Here is a 17,632-nt window from a genome sequence, read left to right as displayed (position 1 = left end):
ACAGCTCGGCCGCCGATTGGCGGCTAACTTTTTTGCGAGACGAAATAAAGTAAGGTCGCAAACCCGATTTCCCGAACCGGAAACAAATTATCGAGCATTCGCAAGTAGTTACCTAGTTTGCTGCGGTGCAACTTAAAATTTCTTCCCATATGCCCTAGCGTTACGGGGTTTTGCTAAAGCTCTCAGACAACTATGGTTGATCAACAGCTTCTATTGCCTGGGAAAGCAATCAGAGGTTGTTCATGTGGCGGTGGCGAAAAAGCCGGGGGGAAACAATGACTTCAAGTGAACGTCCGTGGACAGCGTTCTATAGCCCTGACATGCGGCCGGAGATCGAGGCGGCATCTTATCGGACTATTAGTGATTTGATCCGGTCCGCCTCCGATACTTTTGGCGATACGACAGCTTTTACCGCCTGCATGCCGAACGGCATGAACGGATCGCTGACATTCGCGCAGGTCGACGAGATGTCGGATGCGTTTGCCGTTTACTTGCGGGAAGTGGCTGGGCTGGCGCAAGGCGACCGCGTGGCACTGCAGATGCCCAACGGACTGGCCTTTCCGGTCGCGGCCTTTGGGATCCTCAAAGCAGGCTGCGTTTTGGTGAACGTCAATCCGCTTTACACCGCGGATGAAATGGCAAAACAATTCCAGGATGCCGAACCGCATGCGCTGGTGATCATCGACATGTTCGCCGACAAGATCCCGGAAGCGACTCGCGGCCATCCGATCCCAAATATCATTGTCACCCGCGTGGCTGAATTCCTGCCCTGGCTGCCGCGGACCCTCATTGGTCTGGTACAGAAATACAAGGACAAGACCGTCAAGCCGATTGAAGTCCCCCATACCCGTTTTCCGGATGCGCTGGCCGCCGGCCGGACCCGCCGGTCACGCGAAAACATCGAAGTGGATGTCTACCACCAGAGCGTTGAACCGGGAGACACGGCCTGTCTGCAATATACCGGCGGCACAACGGGTGTTGCCAAGGGCGCGATGCTCACCCACGAAAATCTCATTATGAACATGGAGCAGTCGCTGGAGATGATCCCGGCGATCAAACGCGGCGAAGAGACTATTCTCACCGCACTGCCGATGTATCACATTTTTGCGTTCACATTGAATTTGCTCGCCTTCTATTGGTTGGGTGGGCGCAATATTTTGATCCCCAGTCCACGCCCCATCAGCAATTTGAAGAAGGCGTTCGAGAACTACAAAATCACCTGGTTGAGCGGTGTGAATACCCTCTTCAATGCCTTGAACAATGAGCAGTGGTTCCGGGACAATCCGCCCAAACATCTGAAAATGGCCTCAGCCGGTGGTATGGCTCTGCTGGCGGACGTTGCAAAACGCTGGGAAGAAATCACTGGTAAACCGGTTCTGCAGGGGTATGGCCTCACAGAAACCTCTCCTGTGCTCAGTTTCAACCCCTTGGGTCAGGTAAGGGATGGGTCCATTGGAGTGCCCATTCCTTCAACCCTGATGCGCTGTGTCGATGATGATGGCAATACAGTTCCGGTTGGTGAGCGCGGCGAAATCGCGGCGAAAGGGCCACAGGTCATGGCAGGGTACTGGAATAAGCCCGAAGAGACAGCCAAAGTCATGCGCGACGGCTGGTTCCTGACCGGTGACATCGGCGTGATGGATGCTGACGGCTATTTCTCGGTCGTCGACCGCAAGAAGGATATGATCCTGGTGTCCGGCTTCAACGTCTATCCGAACGAGGTCGAGGATTGTTTGGCGTCTCATCCAGGGATTTTTGAATCCGCCGTCATTGGCGTACCGGATGAGGACACAGGAGAAGCGGTGAAAGCCTTTGTTATTCTTGATAATTCAAGCCTGACACCGGAAGAAATCCGGGCGCACTGCAAGAAACATCTGACCGGCTACAAGGTGCCCAAAATTATCGAATACCGGGAAGACTTGCCGAAATCGAACGTCGGTAAGATTTTGAGGAAGGATCTGCGCGCCGAAGCGTAACTCACGCCGAAAAAGAATATCCGCTGGCTGGATTTCATGACGCTGGAAAACCACTTCGGAACACCCACCGCCGTCTTTTAAGACCGGCGGTGGATTTGTTCTAGAGCCAGTTTTTAGATGATCTGAATGTCATTCAAATCCAGTTGTGCGACCGAAACACCAAGCAACGTGATCGACAAGTCGTCCGAGAACTGAAGTACCGTGCCAGCTTGTGTTTCAGCCGCGAGTGCGAGTACGGCTTCCGCCGTCGCAAACCCATCGACGCTGACCTGCAAGAGGTCATCGCCGCCGCGGTCACCCGTACCAAAGCGCTCAACGATGTCGGACCCGAAGTCTCCTTCAAAGACGAACGTATCGTTGCCGCGGCCGCCATCAAGCTCGTCGTTGCCGGCTCCGCCGACCAGCGTATCCGCACCATCGCCGCCGTAAAGCACATCGTTCCCGGCCTGGCCAAACAAGGTGTCATTGCCATCTTGCCCTTCCAGCTGATCGTCGCCACCGGCGCCGTCCAGCACGTCATTGCCGCGATTGCCCAGTATCAGGTCCCGGCCATCCGCACCTGTCAGTGCATCATCACCGTTTGTTCCGCCGATCCGGTCATACGCCAGCATGACATCGTCCTGGAGGGAGCGGATATCGGAGTTCCGTTCAATGACATCGGCAAGTGAGGTCGACCAGAGCGCATCGATCTGAGCTTGCGGCAAATCGAGACCTTGGCTCCAAAATGGATCACCGTCCCTCAAGCGCAGGAATTGATCCAGCAAGATGGTGGCAAACAACTCCCCGACGATCCCGCTGCCTGCTGGGTCTTCTGCCAATCCGCCAATCCAGGCATCCACTTGATCGACGGAGGTGTAAACGCTTGCCAATTGTGCGGCGACGGTGGCGTCGGATGTGATGTCGGAAAAGCTAGTTGCCCGTGTAAGACCGAGGGCTTCGCGAAGATCGTTGTAGCTGGCAACTCCGAGATCCCGCCCGCGTTCTATGTTGAGCGCGGCCAAGTCGAGACCTCCGGAGCCCGGAGCGCCGAACAGGAAAGAGCGGACATCTTCGACAACCTGTGTGTCCAATTCCTGAGCCGTGTTGTCGGCCAATCCGCGCAGCAAAGGATCAATGCCGCCGTTCTCGGATATTTCCGACGGATTGAAAAAGGCTTCGCTTAAAGAAAGATCGCCCGCTGCAATGGTGTTGCCGTCGCTGTCGAGCCGCTGGATGTTGGACGACAACAGGCTGTGCCCGAAACGGAAAGCTGCGGTGGCAAACTCCACGGATATTCCGGGGTTCACATTCGGATCATATCCCTCATATGCGGTGATTGCGTCTTCACCGAGCAGAAGTGGCAAAAACTCATTGAAAGTGATGGCCTGAATTTCAGCCTCAACCACAATGCGGGCGGCGTCATAAAGCTCATCATCACTCATGCCCGGGTCCTGGCGCGCAAATCGCTCGACCCAGAGATTGTGCTCGCGGGCAAACACCGTGTGCATTGAAGTCAGCGCAACATTTTCTGCCGCCCTGACATCACCGGCCAGAACTCCGCCTTCAGTTTCAACGAGCAGATTGTCTTCGGTCAACAGAAGCTTGCCGCCGTCACCGCGCAACGCGGCGGCGGTGTCAGCATCCGAGCCGTAGACCATGGACGCATCGAGGAAGGACGTGATGCCGTTAGAGTATTGCCGGGCGGAATCCGTCCCGGTTCCTTCGACAACGCCGGTCCGTGTGAATGGAATGATTGCTTCACCGGTCCCGGCCGGATCAAAATCACTGTCTCCGGCCGGGACAGTGATGGGCGAAAACTCGAAGCCTTCTTCGCCGGTCAAGGTGATGTCGTGGTCAATGAACTGTCCCCAAACCCAGAACATGTCGCTAAGGCCAAACGAGTTGGGCTCGTCTTCGGTCTGTTCAGCAACCGCATTGCTGATCGCCCGAGCGTTAGGCAGATCGGTGGCAACTGTACCGATCCCATCGGTGTAATTGGCGGCTGTCAGGCGCAGCAATTGCTGGCCGGTCGCACCCCAATCAATATTGGTTTCATGGCTGTTTGATCCGTCAACGGACCTGTTGGCGAGATTGTCGATCAGGTTTGCCTGGATTCGCGCCAGGCCAGCCCCGTCTGCTCCTCTGGGTCCATTGGGACCTTGATTTTGTTCTGGAGCCGGGTCTTGATTTGGTTGGTTTTGCAGAGGCGTTTGATCTGAGCGTCTCATGACGGACTCCTAATTCTCATTGGATGGGGCTGGAACAGTGAAGCAAGGTGTTGAGGCCAGAAATTCTGGGGGCCACATGCTTCGGTTTTTTTGAGATTTTCGATTGCGGTAGATATGACGGGAAGTCTGCGGAGCAGTCCCCGGAGAAGATTGAAGTTTGCCCTTGGTATTTGTGTATTTCCCTGACTTCGGAGGACACCAGTCGCGGGCGGAAAGGGCTGTTTTTAACCGCCTGAGCCAGTTCACTTTGTAGGTATCGCGGTTTAGCCGGAACATCGGCAGGAGCGGTTCCCGGTCATTTGCAGGGGTACAAAAATGACGCCCCAAAAGCGCAAAACTGTCCGCGGCGGCAAGGCAATTGCCATATAAACGGATCTGGCACGTGACACTCGGTCCGGCGCAAAAGTGCATATCCTTCAGCTTCCCTCGAAGCGGATCTCCCCCCAGATCCTGATGTTTCTGCTGCCCTGTGATCACTACCCGTGGCGCGGGAAAAACATCCGGCTAGATCAGAAAAAGAGGAAGAAACTTCAAAGAATCGAAGAAAACTCACGCCATTTTGGTGCGCGTGAGCTGATGTAAATCTAAGGATAAAGGCCAGTGCCAGACATTAGAGTCTGTCGGGGTTTATGAAACTAAGATCGAAGAACACCGGCAGCGGTCAAGCGCCTTATGGGCAAGCGCGGGTTTGCAGCATTGGGAAAATACGTCTGATGTCGAGCTTAGGGGCTTCCACCGAGGCGGACGACAAGCCAAAAGCATCGACCAAATTCATCAATGCTATTTTGGATTTTCTTCCTCAAGAACCTTCTTGGCCACCCGGAAGCATTCGAGGGCCTGCGGGACGCCGCAATAGATGCCGATCACATGAATGATGGCGCGGATCTCCTCCTTGGATGCGCCATTCGTGATAGCGCCGCGGCAATGGCTTCGTCACGCCATCAGAAGCTGCTGCTTTCGGCGCTTTGGGTGTCTTGATTCTAGCAGCGATTTTCCGCTGCCTGACTTGGGAAGCTACGCGCAAATCCGTGACCGGAGCGCTCAAGGTTACGCTAATGGCCTATCTGATCGTCTTCGGATCGGCGACTTTCAGTCAGCTCCTGGCCTTTTCCGGCGCCTCTAGGGGGCTGGTCAATTGGGCCATTTCCTTCGAGCTTGCTCCGATCGCCATGTTGATGGTGATGTTCGCGGTCTTGTTGCTTCTCGGTATGTTCATGGAGCAAATCTCCATGATGCTTCTCACTGTGCCGATCTTCTTTCCGCTCGCCATGAACCTTGGTTACGATCCGATTTGGTTCGGCCTAATCATGCTATTGGCACTGGAAATCAGCTTCACCACGCCGCCTTTTGGGCTCCTGCTTTTTGTCATGAAGGGGGGCTCTCCACCCGGGACAACCATGCGCACGATTTATACGTCGGCCTTCCCATTCATCGGCTGCTCGCTTCTGCTGGTGGCCCTGCTGGTGCTGTTTCCTGAAATCGCTCTGTGGCTCCCAGGCCTATAGATTCGGCGAAGGCTTTGACCAAATACATTTTAGCGCATTGCTGAGGAATTGGCTTACGCCGAACGGAACATTTGCCCTGCTTAAGAAGACGATGGAAGCCACAACAGCGGCCCGTCAAACTGGTTGAACGGATTCTAATCGGGTTTTTGCGTGCTATCCTGTACAAGAGCTTCGGTTTCGATCTCCACTTTGTGGTCGCCAATCAGTCCGGCAACCACAACTAATGTGTTGGCGGGCTTGATCTCCGAAAAGACACGTCCGTGGGCGCGGGAGATGTCGAACACATCGTTCTCGTCTGTGATGAAGATCCGTGTCCGCACGACATCGTTGGCAGTCGCGCCAAGAGCTGAAAGCGCGGCCAGGATCTTGTCGAGAATGAAGGTGGTCTGGGCAGCCGCATCGTCGGGAGCGACAGCCCGGGACGCGCCGGCCACCGCGGTCGTGCCCGAGACAAGAATACGGTTGCCGATCCGATGGGCCCGGCAATAGCCGGCGATCTCCTCCCAATCCGACCCTGTCAGCACATGTGTTGCGTCTGGCCGGTGTGGAGCAGGACCAGCGTCATGGGCGCGGGGCATTCCAGACAAGTGATGGCTGAGGTCGCCGGACGCGGTCAGGAAAGGTGGGCGGCGGTATTCATCGCCGCAATCGCCAGGGACAGGCGTCGTCTCCGAAAAAGCCGCATCCAACTGCGCGGTGTCTTCCTCATCGAGGGCAAAAGAGAATAGCTTTGCATTGTCTGCCATATGCTCGCTTTCACCGAGCCGGGCACCGACAATCACACCAGCGACGGCCGGTTGCTCCAGAACCCAGCGCGTTGCCACGTTCGCAAGTGAGACGTCGTGTTTTTGCGCTATTGAACTGGCTGCTTTCAAGATCGCCTGAAATCCGTCCCAGCCACCGGCAGCGTCGATGAAGCGCTTGTACTTCATTTTTGACCAGTCGGTGATGTCTGCGGGTTCAGGTTTGCCGAGCCAGCGATCCGACAGGAAGCCGCCACAAAGCGTGCCGTAACCAAGCAACCGGACGTCTCTTTCCGCACACAGATCAGACAAAGGGCCAAGTGCGCGGCGGTCGATCATGGAAAACGATACCTGGTTGGTGACCAGAGGAATGCCGTCAGAAAGGGCCAGGCGCAGGTGCGCAGCATCAAAATTGGTGACGCCGAGGGCCTTGATCAGCCCTTCGTCCTTCAGTTTCGTCATTTCGTGAAGTGCGTCCAGCCAGGCCGGATGTTCAAAACTCCACCAGTGAAACTGTAAAAGATCAATGCAGTCTGTGCCCAGCCTGTCCAACCGTTCCTGAACACCTGCGCGCACGACGTCGGCTGTCATCGGGCCCGGTTCCGGACACCATTTGGTGAAAATCTGGGGACGGTCATGTCCTTCATGCCGAGCGAGCAACCGCCCGGAGATGACCTCCGCGCTGCCATAATGATCAGCCATATCGAAGGTGGAAAATCCGGCCTTCAAATAAGCTTCAAGATGATCCGCCCCCTTTTCTGGATCAAGCTGCGCACCATCCTTTTCGATGTCGGCCACCTGCCAGAGGCCTGTTAAAATACGGCTGATTTCCAGACCGTCAGCTAGGGTCTGGCGCGGCGGTTGGAGGGGCATCTGTAGATCCTTCAGGTTTCGGGCAGGAGCAGCTTGAAACTGCGTTCAATATCTTGGGCAAGAGCCTTTTGGGCGGCCGCACGGTCTTTCAAACGCAAGGCAGTAATGATTTCCTCGTGGTGAATGTGTTCGGGGATTTCAGAGGCTGCTTTTTCCTGAACGACGAGGTTCAAAAATGCGCCGTACTGAAGCCACAACGCCTCAACGAGCGGCAGTATGACCCTGGATCGCGAACGTCGGTAAAGGGTGAAGTGAAACTCGTAGTTTTGCGTCAGATCCGGCAGCTCACCTTCGGGCCGTGGCCGGGAAATGATCGCCGCGAGTGCATCGATTGCAGCATCATCCATGTGGTCCATGGCCTCATCCAGCAAAATGGCTTCCAGGGCCAGGCGTGCGGACTTCAGCTCACGCATACGATCGGCATCGAAAGGCGGCACCTCCAGGGTCCGGCTCGGCGTGTCGACCAGCGCTCCCTCGGCAACAAGACGGCGCACGGCTTCCCGCACCGGCGTCATTGAGGTGCCGAGCTGATCGGCCAGTGTGCGCAGGCTTACACTTTCGCCCGGCGCAAAAGCGCCGCGCGTGAAAGCTTCACGCAGCGCTTCATAGACGCTTTCTCTCAGTTTCGACTGATCGATCTTGGCAATCTTTGGCTCGTTCATCCCTCAGCCTTTGGCCACGTTGGCTTCTTGTCTTGACAATCTGGTTTTGAGATATGGTATAAAATATCACAGATCACAATCAAGGCGCCAAAACAAAAAAGTGGGGAGCGCGGTGGCGGAAGATTCAAACGGGATGGACCGTGATGCAGCGGCCGAAGCCGGCGATGGATTCTGGCTGTATGACTTGAAAGTCGAAACGGTTCTGGACGGCCGCACGCCGGTTTGCAGGCATGTCGAAGGCGAGAGTTTCGCCGTTGAGGGGGAGGCGCTGGTTTTCCAAGAAGACCAGCGGGTGTCCATGTACGCCCTTGCTGCCGTCTTGCCACTCCTTCCCGCCAAGCAACGCCCGACAAGCCCAAACGATTGGATGAGCACAGACGCCGAAGTTGCCTGTCCAGATCCGCATTGCGGCGGGCGGTTCCGGATCACTCGGACAAAAAAACGCTGGTTCAGCCATTCCGAGACCACGGGTCTCCCGGAACAGCGCAGCACACCTTACTGGCAGAAGGACGAGGTGGAATGAACGCTGAGACCGCAGAACTCCGGCCCGGCTACGCCATCTCCCGCGTCATCAAGGGCGGATGGCAGCTTGCAGGAGATCATGGTCCGGTAGATCCGGCCGCCGCAATTGCGGATATGGAAGCATTCCTCGACGCCGGGATTACCTCTTTCGATTGCGCCGACATTTACACCGGTGTTGAGGAGATGATCGGTGCCTTCATTGGCGATGTCCGCAAACGGCGCGGATCGGATGTGGCCGACCGGGTTCAGGTGCACACCAAACTGGTGCCGGATCTGGAAAGGCTTCAAGACCTCTCGGCAGACGAGGTGGAAGCGATTGTCGACCGCTCGCTCCAGCGCCTGCAAATCGACCGTCTGCATCTGGTGCAGTTCTACTGGTGGGATACGTCGATTGGTGCGCCGGTAAAGGCGATGGAGACGCTCCAGCGCTGTCAGGAAAAGGGCAAGATCGCCCATCTGGGGGTCACCAACTGGGACGTCAAGGAAACAGCGCCTTATCTGGATGCGGGGATCGATCTGGTCTCGACACAGGTGCAGTATTCCGTTCTGGACCGCCGAGCTGCCAAGGTCCTGGCACCATGGGGAGCGGCTCATGATGTCCAGCTTCAATGTTATGGCACGTTGGCCGGCGGGTTCTTGACCGAGAACTGGCTTGGAAAACCGGACCCAGGTTTTCAATTCGAAAACCGCTCCCTGATCAAATACCGTTTGATCATCGATGAATTCGGTTCCTGGGACCGGTTTCAAACACTGCTTCTTTTGCTGAATGACATTGGGCGCCGTCACAACGTGACTTTGAGCTCAGTTGCGACCCGCTGGGTGTTGCAGCAGCCCCAGGTCGCAGCGGCCATTGTCGGCGCGCGATATGCTCGCCATTTGCCGAAAACCCTGGAGGTTTTCCAGTTTGAGCTCGACGCAGAGGATCTGTCGCGCATTGATGCTCTGCTGCAGACGGCGCCGGGCCCGCAAGGCGATGTGTTTGGGCTGGAACGCGACCGGAACGGGCGCCATGGGCGGATCATGAAATACAATCTCAACACCCGCCCGGACGATGCCGTTCTAGGAGCGGCCAATGGCTGAGCCGATCCTCAAGCTGACCAATGTTTCCCGGTCCTTCGGCGATTTTCTTGCCGTGGATGGGGTGTCGCTGGATATCCGGAGCGGGTCGATCACCGGTCTCATCGGGCCAAATGGGGCCGGTAAGTCGACACTTTTCAACGTCGTTGCCGGAGACTTGGCGCCGAGCGCTGGCCGGGTGGTTTTTGATGGTCAGGATATTTCCAGCCTAGCGCCGGAACGTCGGTTCGCAGCAGGCCTTGGCCGCACCTTTCAGATCCCGCGGCCATTCAAGCGCATGAGCGTTTTGGAAAACGTCATGCTGGCGCCGCTGGATCAGAGCGGTGAAGGGCTGCTGGCTCCGGTTTTTGGTCGTGCAAGGATCCGCGACGAGGAAGCCGTCATTCGAAAACGTGCCCTCGAGGTGCTGGATTTTGTGACCCTTCGTCCGCTCGCAGACCAGCCGGCCGGCAAGATATCGGGCGGTCAGATGAAGCTGCTGGAGTTGGCCCGTGTCCTGATGGGCGATCCCAAACTGATCCTCTTGGACGAACCGGCCGCTGGTGTGAACCCGGCGCTTACCGAAGTGCTGATCGGCAAGATAGAAGAGCTCAATCGGTCCGGAAAAACCTTTCTCATCATTGAACACGATATGGATTTTGTGATGCGCCACTGCGATCCGGTGATCGCCCTTGCCGAGGGACGCGTCGTCTTTGAAGGCTCAGCTGAAGAAGCTCAGTCCAATCCTGTTCTTTTGGATGCATATCTCGGAGCACCAGTCGATGCCTGATGCTGTGCTCTCCGTTGACAACGTGACCGCCGGCTATGTTCCGGATTTGCCGATCCTGCGCGATGTATCTTTGATGGCCGAACGGGAAAAACTGACGGTCATCATTGGTCCGAACGGGGCGGGGAAGTCGACCTTGATCAAGGCTGTTATCGGTCTCTTGCCGGTTTCCAATGGAAGCGTCACAGCAAACGGTCAAGACATCACGGGCCTGTCCCCTGATCGTATAACGAGCGTCGGCATTGCTTATGTTCCGCAAACGGACAATGTCTTCAGGACGCTGACAATCCGCCAGAACCTTGATCTGGCTTTGCAAAAACACTCGCACGCTTCTCAAAGGCTCTCAGAACTCTACGAGCGGTTTCCGGTACTCGCAGACAAACAGCGCGACAAGGCAGGGTCCCTGTCCGGCGGGCAGCGGCAGTTTCTGGCCGTTGCGATGGCCCTTGCCGCCGATCCGAGCCTCATCCTAATGGATGAACCGTCGGCAGGCCTGTCGCCAAAGGCCGCCGAAGAGGTGCTTGATCACGCCAAGCAATTGACCGGGCAGGGGGTAAGCATCCTTTTGGTCGAACAGAATGTCAAACAGGCACTCAAACGGGCCGATCATTGTTATGTGCTTGCCGAAGGCCGCAACCAGATCGATGGCCCGGCCTCAGATCTGCTTCAGGATCCGGCTCTTGGCCGGATCTATCTGGGCGGGGAAAGGCGGGTGCCGGCATGATCCAGCATCTCGTCGACGGTATCCTGGTCGGGTCGTTCTTGTCGCTCGGCGCGATTGGTTTGACGATGGCCATGCACATCCTGCGGTTTGCGAATTTCTCGCATGCCGAGCTGTTGTCGATAGGCGCCTATTGTGCACTGGTTTTTGACAAGGTGTTCGAGAGCGTGTTGCCCGTTCTCGCGGAAAAAATCGGCCCGCTCTCGATGACGGGTGCGCTCGCCATTTCAATCGTCCTGTCCATGGCTTTGACCGGCCTCTCCGCCGTTTTGATCGACCGGTTCGTCTTTCAAAGGGTGCGGCAAAAAGGCGAAGAACTCTCCATGGTGTTTGCATCCTTCGGCATGGCACTCATCATCCGCAATGTGATCGGGTTGATCTTTGGTCTGTCCGGCGAGCTTTATTCCAGCGACATCGCCTTTGCGATGGTGCTGTCGCGGGATCCGTTGCTCTTAGTAAAACCGGATCAGGTGTTTGTCTTGATCGCCGCGCTTGTTTTGATGCTCGCACTTCACCTGGTCTTGTCACGGACCACTTTTGGATTTTCCCTTCGGGCGGTTGCTGAAAATCCAGGCCTTGCGCAAGTCCACGGCGTCAACCTCAAGCGGATGATTGCCGCCGTCTGGATCATCGGCGGCGGGCTCGGCGCGGTTGCCGGGATCTTCTATGGCCTCAGTTATCAGATCACCCCGGTTATGGGCCGGGATCTGGTCCTGCCGATCTTTGCCGCGACCATCGTTGGCGGCATCGGCAGCGTTTATGGGGCCGTGCTCGGCGGGTTCATTGTCGGCATTGCGTCTAACCTCGCGCTGGTGATCCTGCCCTCCGGTTATAGCCCATCGGTGCCCTTCCTCATGATTTTGGCTGTCCTTCTGGTGCGTCCCAACGGTTTGTTTGGGGAGGCACGGGCATGATTGGTGTCATCTCCTATCTGGTGTTCTTTTCGACCGTTGCCGCGATCCTCGCGATTGCCGTTTTGGGACTGAACCTTCAGTGGGGCAACACAGGGCTTTTCAATGGCGGGGTCGTCGCCTCTTTCGGCGCAGGCGCCTACGGAACACTGATCCTCGGCGGTACGCCGCAGGACGGGCACCTTGGTGGTTTCGAGCTGTTTTATCCTCTGGCGCTCATTGGAGGCATGGCCTTTGCCGGTGCGCTGGCTTGGGTGGTCGGCAAGCTCACTCTTCGCCTCAGGCATGACTATTTGGCGATTGCAACGTTCGGGGTTGCCGTTGCCTTTGAAAATGTGATGCGGAATGCAACCGCAGTCACAGGCGGTGCCCAAGGGATCAGAGGGTTCGAACGCCCGCTCCAAAACCTTCTTGGCAGCGGCTTTGGCTACAATCTGCTGTTCTTGGTCGCGGTTCTGATTTTTCTTCTCCTTGTCTATGGTTTCCTGGAACGCCTGACCGTCTCACCCTTCGGCCGCTTGTTACGGGCAATCCGCGAGGATGAGACAGCCGCCCGCTCGCTCGGAAAATCCCCCGACAAGGTACGCTTGGCCGCCTTTGTCACCGGGTCGGTGATCATCGGTCTCGCAGGCGGGCTTTACGGCACTTTCTACGCCTTTGTCAGTCCGCAGGATGTTCTGCCAATCCTGACATTCCAGATCTGGGCGATGCTGATTGTTGGTGGTGCTGGCAACAACAAGGGCGCTATGGCGGGCGCCTTTCTGATCTGGGGCGCCTGGACGTTTTCCGGCTGGGCCCTGTCCCGCTTCGCACCTGTTGAGGCTCAACTTTACACCGGCTCGATCCAGTTCGTTCTGATCGGCATGGTGATCGTCGGCATGCTGCTCTGGAGACCCCAAGGTCTGTTCCCCGAGCGGCTAGTCGTTTCGCAACCCGGAGGAGGACACCGGGAAAAGACACAAGCAGAGGGACTAACATGAGAAAAGCACTTGTTTTTGCGGCCGTCGCCGCGGGCCTGACGGCTCTGAGCAGCGGTGTTCAAGCCCAGGATTGTACGACCAAGATTGGAGCGGCATTGCCGACCTCTGTGGACTGGGGCCGGCCGATTGCGGAAGTTGCCCAGTTCGCTGTTGACCAGGTCAATGAAGCGGGTGGCGCTGGGGGCTGTTCTATCGAGATGATCTTGAGGGACACTCAGGTCGATCCGAAAGTTGGTGTCGATGCGGCCAAGGCGCTGGTCGATCTGGAAGGGGTGAAAGTGCTCCTGGGCGCAGTGTCTTCCGGTGTCTCCATGCCGATTCTGTCATCAGTGACCGTGCCGAGCGGTGTCATGCAGATGTCCTGCTGTTCCTCGTCAACGGCCTTCACCAGGCTGGCGGAAGAGGGCAAAACCAAGGGCCTTTGGTTCCGCACCTTTGCCACGACCGGAGTTCAGTCCGCGATGGGTGCCAAAGTTGCTGCAGACAAGAGCTTCAAATCGGTCGCCATCCTCTACAAGAACGATGACTGGGGTCAGGACATGGCCAAACTGATCGCGGCGGACTTTGCCGCGGCCGGGGTTAAGGTCACGGCCTCTGTTGCGATCAACGATGCCCAGCCATCCTATCGTGCCGAAGTCACCGAGGCGCTCGGCAGCCAGCCGGAAGCGCTTTATTTGGCGCTTTACCCGACTGAAGGCACGTCCGCTGTGCGCGAATGGCTGTCACTTGGCGGCACACAGAACATGATCTTGGCAAACTCCCTGAAGTCCGATGAGTTCCGGGACAATGTCGGTCTCCAATATCTGGGCGGTGCCTTGGGGACGGACACGGCTTCGCCGCGCGTTGAGAGCGCGGACGCTTTCAAGGCGGCTTACAAGGCGAAATTCGGCTCCGAGCCGAATGGTCCGGGACTGGCGAACAGCTATGATGCAGCCATGATCGCACTGCTCGCCATGGAAGCAGCCGGCAAGGATGCCTCTGGTGCCGATATCGCAGCGGCCGTTTCCAAAGTGACCGATCCAAAAGGCAAAGCAATAACTGCGGATGCGGCCGGGTTCACAGCTGCAAAAGCCACTTTGTCCGAGGGCGGCACCGTGATGTACCAGGGCGCGACCGGTAATGTCCGTTTTGACGTCAATGGCGATGTTTCCGCACCGGCTGTTGTTTGGAAGTTCACAGACAGCGGCACGGAAGAAGTGGAATACCTGTCGCTGACGGAAGTGGATGCGTTTATTGCGTCGCTAAAGTAGGCCCGGATTTGCAAATGGAACGGCCGGGGCATTTTGTCCCGGTCTTCCTGCACGACTAGCAAGCGGTCTCATCGCTGTGCTGTACTTAGTCGATTTGATATCTGACTAATGGAAAACAACGTTTGCGAAGCTAGGGCGTCGAATTCATCAAGGGCTGAGGCTAGATCAGGATCTGTGTTTTCGCACAAGGCCATGATCTTACGGCAACAATCCGAGAGTGCGATGAAGCCGAACGAGTATGCAGCAGAAGCAAGTGCATGAACCTGTCGAGAGAGTTCTGCAGGGTTCTCGCGTTCCGCCTGAACAACTTCCAGGCGGGTTTTCAATTCTTCCTCGAAGACTTTAGCCAGGCGCAAGGTTTCTTCAGCGCCAACCAGATCCAGCATCTCTTTCAATTGCGGGTTATTGTCGGCTTCGGTCTCCTGTGTCAAAGAAGCTGACCCGTTTTCTTCAGTTTGTTTTTCGCGATTTATCGAGTCATTGCCGGTCGCATTTGGTGTTTCATCATGCTGTCCACTGCCGCGAAGTTTGGCGATTGAAGAGATCAGTAAAGACCAGTCCACTGGCTTGGTGAGCCAGGCATCTATTGGAATGCCATCTTTTGTGGCTTTCTTTTGGGCATAGACATTCGCCGTCAGCGCCAGGATGGGACAATCTGGTTGAACTGCGTCCTGCTTGATGGCTTGACTAGCCTCCATTCCATCCATGATGGGCATCTGGATATCCATTAGGATGACATCAAACGTTTCGTTCGTAGCTGCGTCAACCGCAGCCAACCCGTTGGACACGGCGTGAACCGTAGCCCCCGATTTTTCAAGGCGTGATTTTATCAGAGCCTGGTTGACCTCATTGTCTTCGGCAAGAAGGACGCGAATACCGTCAAGCTTTTCCTCACAAGGTATGGTTGGAACAGTATCTTGCGATGGCGCTGTTGCAGGTTCTGCCACTGCTAGGGGGATTTCAAACGTAAACACTGACCCTTCATTTGGGGTACTTTCGACATCGATGTGGCCGCCCATCAGTTCGACGAGCCGGTGGGATATGGCAAGGCCAAGGCCCGAGCCGCCGTATTGGCGTGTGGTGGATGTGTCTGCCTGTGTAAACCGCTTAAACAAGTTCGGAATGACATCCGGTGCGATCCCGATCCCGGTGTCCGCGACCTGAAACTCGACTATACCTTCCGGCTTTTGCCGGATACTGACAGTAACCAGTCCTCCGGACGGCGTGAATTTGATCGCATTTGACACGAGATTGATGAGGACTTGCCGGGTTCGAAAAGGGTCTCCGGTGACATGATCCGGACTACTGTCTGCGATCTTGAGGTGAACCGAAACGCCTTTGTTTTCCGCGATTTTTTCAACCAAGTCCAGGACGGTCGCGACCTGCTCTGGCAAACAAAAGGGTGTATTTTCGATCGGCAGATCGCCGGCTTCGATTTTAGTAAAGTCAAGGATGTCATTTACAATGGCCAGCAATCCGGATCCTGCTTCCTTTTGCATGGTGAGGGCGGAAATGTATTGATCCGCCAGAATCCCGCGCAACTCTTCCAAGAGTAAATCCGAAACACCGAGAATGCTGGTTAAGGGGGTGCGGAGCTCGTGGCTCATGTTGGACAAAAAATCAGACTTTGCCTGGGCTGCCTGTTCGGCTTTTTTCTGAGACGCTTCCAAGGCCGCATGGGTTTCAACCCGCTGAGTGATGTCCGCATGGGTGCCGATCATTCGGAGAGGGTTTCCCTGGCCATCCCGTTCCACCACCTGCGCCCGATCCAAGATCCATACCCAATGGCCGTCTTTGTGGCGCATTCGAAATTCCTGCCGAAAACTTTCCGTCTGACCGTTAAGATGGGCTCGGTCTGCGGCAAGTACACCTGGCAGGTCATCCGGGTGCATCAGTGTCTGCCACATATTCGGATCGTCGGTGATGTACTCGGGCCGATACCCCAACATTTCAGACCAAGCCCGAGAGTAAAAGGTTGTGCCGGTTCTGAAATCCCGGTCCCAGACGGCTTGCCCTGCGTTATTCAAAGCATGGGCAAGTTGAGAGCTTTGATCCTTCAGCATAATCTCGGCTCGCTTTTCGGCAGTGATGTCCTGAAAAAGGATCAGTCCGAAGGGCCTGTCGTGTTTTGCAGGATTTTGCACCTTCTTTATTCGAGTTTTGAACCATTGCCACTCGCCTCCGGGGCCCCAAAACCGGATTTGTAGTGTTTTTTCCTCAAAGCAGTCTTTTCGAAGACTTTTAAGAGCGTTGTTAAGTTCTTCAAGGTTTTGCGGATGAACATAAGGCTGCCAAGCATTAGGCTCTGTCTTTAAAGTGTCGCGCTGTACACCAATTTGTCGGCAGAAACACTGCGAATACTTCACTGTCCGATATGCGATATCCACCCACCAATAGATTAGCGCATCGGGTTCGGAAAGGGCGCTGATCAACGCGGCCGGATGCTCCATAACGTCGGGGCCCGCAGCGTTATCCAGTGTGTTTGGCAACTGCAATTCTTTGTGAGGCATCAAGTGATTCTACCAGATCGTGTCACTTTTGGATTTTACGCACGCATTAGTAGCGCGAAGTCAGGATAATAAATTTAATTTTCCAAAATATTAAATAATCGAGATTTTGCATGCGGTTGTGGTCATGTGATTACATTTATTCTGATTGAGTTAACCATATGGTAATAGGCGAGCATTCTATTATTACGTAGAGTAAGTCTAGAATTAATTACACTGATTTTCTTTCAGTGGTAAAAATTACTAAATCGGTGATCCTGATGACAAGCGACGCGAACAGTCCATTCCAGCTTCCGAGTTGTGTTGATTTCTCTCGCGTCCAGCAATTGGCCGAAGATTTGCGGGCTGCGCAGTTGGAAAACTCCAACTTGCAAATAGACGCCGGCGAAGTTGATCAGATCGGTACGCCTGCCGCTCAGGTGCTGGTTGCTGCTGCACTGCAAGCTGGAAGTGATGGACAGCAATTCGAGGTTATCAGCCAAACCGAAAGTTTCCAGCAAGTCTTCGAAGATTTGGGCCTCTCCGATCAGATGGAACAGTGGAGCAAAGATTGATGAGTAAGCGCGTCCTGACAGTAGATGATTCAAAAACCATGCGAGACATGGTTCGCTTCACGTTGAAAGGTGCTGGTTTTGATGTCGTCGAAGCAGAAGACGGTGTTCAGGCTCTGTCTGTCCTTGAGAAGGACAAGGTCGACCTCATTATTACAGACATCAACATGCCGAATATGGATGGCGTAACGCTCGTAAAACGGGTCCGGGGTGGGGGCGGTAGCCACCGTGCTGTCCCCATTCTCGTCCTGACCACCGAGGGAGGCGACGCCAAGAAGGCTGATGGCAAAGCTGCCGGAGCTACCGGCTGGATCGTCAAGCCTTTCACGCCGGACAAACTCGTTCAGGTTGTCAACAAAGTCTGCCCCTAAAACTCACGGA

General features: G+C 55.7%; 15 protein-coding genes and 2 pseudogenes. 11 read left to right on the top strand and 6 right to left on the bottom strand.

Features of this window, described 5'->3' with window-relative positions:
- The first annotated feature begins 275 nt into the window (after positions 1–275).
- Complete coding sequence (locus ACOOFE_RS20395; protein WP_420411763.1) at positions 276–1,976, top strand: AMP-binding protein; 1,701 nt, start codon at positions 276–278, stop codon at positions 1,974–1,976.
- 113 nt (positions 1,977–2,089) lie between these two features.
- Here ACOOFE_RS20395 and ACOOFE_RS20390 read toward each other — a convergent pair whose 3' ends face one another.
- Together ACOOFE_RS20390 and ACOOFE_RS20385 are read right to left on the bottom strand one after the other, a co-directional pair.
- Positions 2,090–4,183 (bottom strand): peroxidase family protein, encoded by a 2,094-nt coding sequence (locus ACOOFE_RS20390; RefSeq protein ID WP_420411762.1) that lies wholly within the window; start codon positions 4,181–4,183, stop codon positions 2,090–2,092.
- Positions 4,184–4,963: 780 nt separating this feature from the next.
- Positions 4,964–5,113 (bottom strand): annotated as a pseudogene (locus tag ACOOFE_RS20385) (carboxymuconolactone decarboxylase family protein); the annotation flags it as partial.
- Between the two features lie 44 nt (positions 5,114–5,157).
- Between ACOOFE_RS20385 and ACOOFE_RS20380 the strand changes: the two are divergent.
- Positions 5,158–5,688, top strand: coding sequence for a TRAP transporter large permease subunit (locus ACOOFE_RS20380; protein WP_420411761.1), 531 nt, complete (start codon positions 5,158–5,160; stop codon positions 5,686–5,688).
- Between the two features lie 134 nt (positions 5,689–5,822).
- Here ACOOFE_RS20380 and ACOOFE_RS20375 read toward each other — a convergent pair whose 3' ends face one another.
- The gene (locus tag ACOOFE_RS20375; RefSeq protein ID WP_420411760.1) at positions 5,823–7,304 is read right to left on the bottom strand and encodes an aldo/keto reductase; all 1,482 of its coding nucleotides are present in this window, start codon (positions 7,302–7,304) and stop codon (positions 5,823–5,825) included.
- An 11-nt stretch (positions 7,305–7,315) separates the two neighbouring features.
- On the bottom strand, positions 7,316–7,966 hold the full coding sequence (locus ACOOFE_RS20370) for a GntR family transcriptional regulator (RefSeq protein ID WP_420411759.1): 651 nt from the start codon (positions 7,964–7,966) through the stop codon (positions 7,316–7,318).
- 100 nt (positions 7,967–8,066) lie between these two features.
- On the opposite strand from ACOOFE_RS20370, the gene ACOOFE_RS20365 reads away from it, so the two are divergent.
- From ACOOFE_RS20365 to ACOOFE_RS20335, 7 genes are read left to right on the top strand one after another with little or no spacing between them, the layout of a single operon-like run.
- On the top strand, positions 8,067–8,489 hold the full coding sequence (locus ACOOFE_RS20365) for a TIGR04076 family protein (RefSeq protein WP_420411758.1): 423 nt from the start codon (positions 8,067–8,069) through the stop codon (positions 8,487–8,489).
- Complete coding sequence (locus ACOOFE_RS20360) at positions 8,486–9,568, top strand: aldo/keto reductase (protein WP_420411757.1); 1,083 nt, start codon at positions 8,486–8,488, stop codon at positions 9,566–9,568. The genes ACOOFE_RS20365 and ACOOFE_RS20360 overlap by 4 nt, the downstream gene beginning before the upstream one ends.
- Positions 9,561–10,334: an ABC transporter ATP-binding protein gene (locus tag ACOOFE_RS20355; RefSeq protein WP_420411756.1), complete on the top strand. Its 774-nt coding sequence runs from the start codon at positions 9,561–9,563 to the stop codon at positions 10,332–10,334. Before ACOOFE_RS20360 ends, ACOOFE_RS20355 begins: the two co-directional genes overlap by 8 nt.
- On the top strand, positions 10,327–11,055 hold the full coding sequence (locus ACOOFE_RS20350) for an ABC transporter ATP-binding protein (RefSeq protein WP_420411755.1): 729 nt from the start codon (positions 10,327–10,329) through the stop codon (positions 11,053–11,055). Before ACOOFE_RS20355 ends, ACOOFE_RS20350 begins: the two co-directional genes overlap by 8 nt.
- A complete protein-coding gene (locus ACOOFE_RS20345) occupies positions 11,052–11,966 on the top strand; it encodes a branched-chain amino acid ABC transporter permease (RefSeq protein ID WP_420411754.1) in 915 nt (304 codons plus the stop codon). The genes ACOOFE_RS20350 and ACOOFE_RS20345 overlap by 4 nt, the downstream gene beginning before the upstream one ends.
- Positions 11,963–12,943 (top strand): branched-chain amino acid ABC transporter permease, encoded by a 981-nt coding sequence (locus ACOOFE_RS20340; protein WP_420411753.1) that lies wholly within the window; start codon positions 11,963–11,965, stop codon positions 12,941–12,943. The genes ACOOFE_RS20345 and ACOOFE_RS20340 overlap by 4 nt, the downstream gene beginning before the upstream one ends.
- Positions 12,940–14,193: an ABC transporter substrate-binding protein gene (locus ACOOFE_RS20335; protein ID WP_420411752.1), complete on the top strand. Its 1,254-nt coding sequence runs from the start codon at positions 12,940–12,942 to the stop codon at positions 14,191–14,193. The genes ACOOFE_RS20340 and ACOOFE_RS20335 overlap by 4 nt, the downstream gene beginning before the upstream one ends.
- 68 nt (positions 14,194–14,261) lie before the next feature.
- Here the strand turns inward: ACOOFE_RS20335 and ACOOFE_RS20330 are convergent, their stop codons facing one another.
- The gene (locus tag ACOOFE_RS20330) at positions 14,262–16,256 is read right to left on the bottom strand and encodes an ATP-binding protein (RefSeq protein WP_420415611.1); all 1,995 of its coding nucleotides are present in this window, start codon (positions 16,254–16,256) and stop codon (positions 14,262–14,264) included.
- A gap of 132 nt (positions 16,257–16,388) precedes the next feature.
- A pseudogene (locus tag ACOOFE_RS20325) lies at positions 16,389–16,643 on the bottom strand (hypothetical protein); the annotation flags it as partial.
- 317 nt (positions 16,644–16,960) lie between these two features.
- Here ACOOFE_RS20325 and ACOOFE_RS20320 point away from each other — a divergent pair.
- Complete coding sequence (locus tag ACOOFE_RS20320) at positions 16,961–17,254, top strand: STAS domain-containing protein (protein WP_420411751.1); 294 nt, start codon at positions 16,961–16,963, stop codon at positions 17,252–17,254.
- Positions 17,254–17,622, top strand: coding sequence for a response regulator (locus ACOOFE_RS20315; RefSeq protein ID WP_141188017.1), 369 nt, complete (start codon positions 17,254–17,256; stop codon positions 17,620–17,622). Before ACOOFE_RS20320 ends, ACOOFE_RS20315 begins: the two co-directional genes overlap by 1 nt.
- Positions 17,623–17,632 lie beyond the last annotated feature (10 nt).

The sequence above is a fragment of the Roseibium sp. genome (assembly GCF_965216085.1).
Lineage (GTDB): Bacteria > Pseudomonadota > Alphaproteobacteria > Rhizobiales > Stappiaceae > Roseibium.
This window is presented reverse-complemented; position numbering and strand designations above follow the sequence as displayed.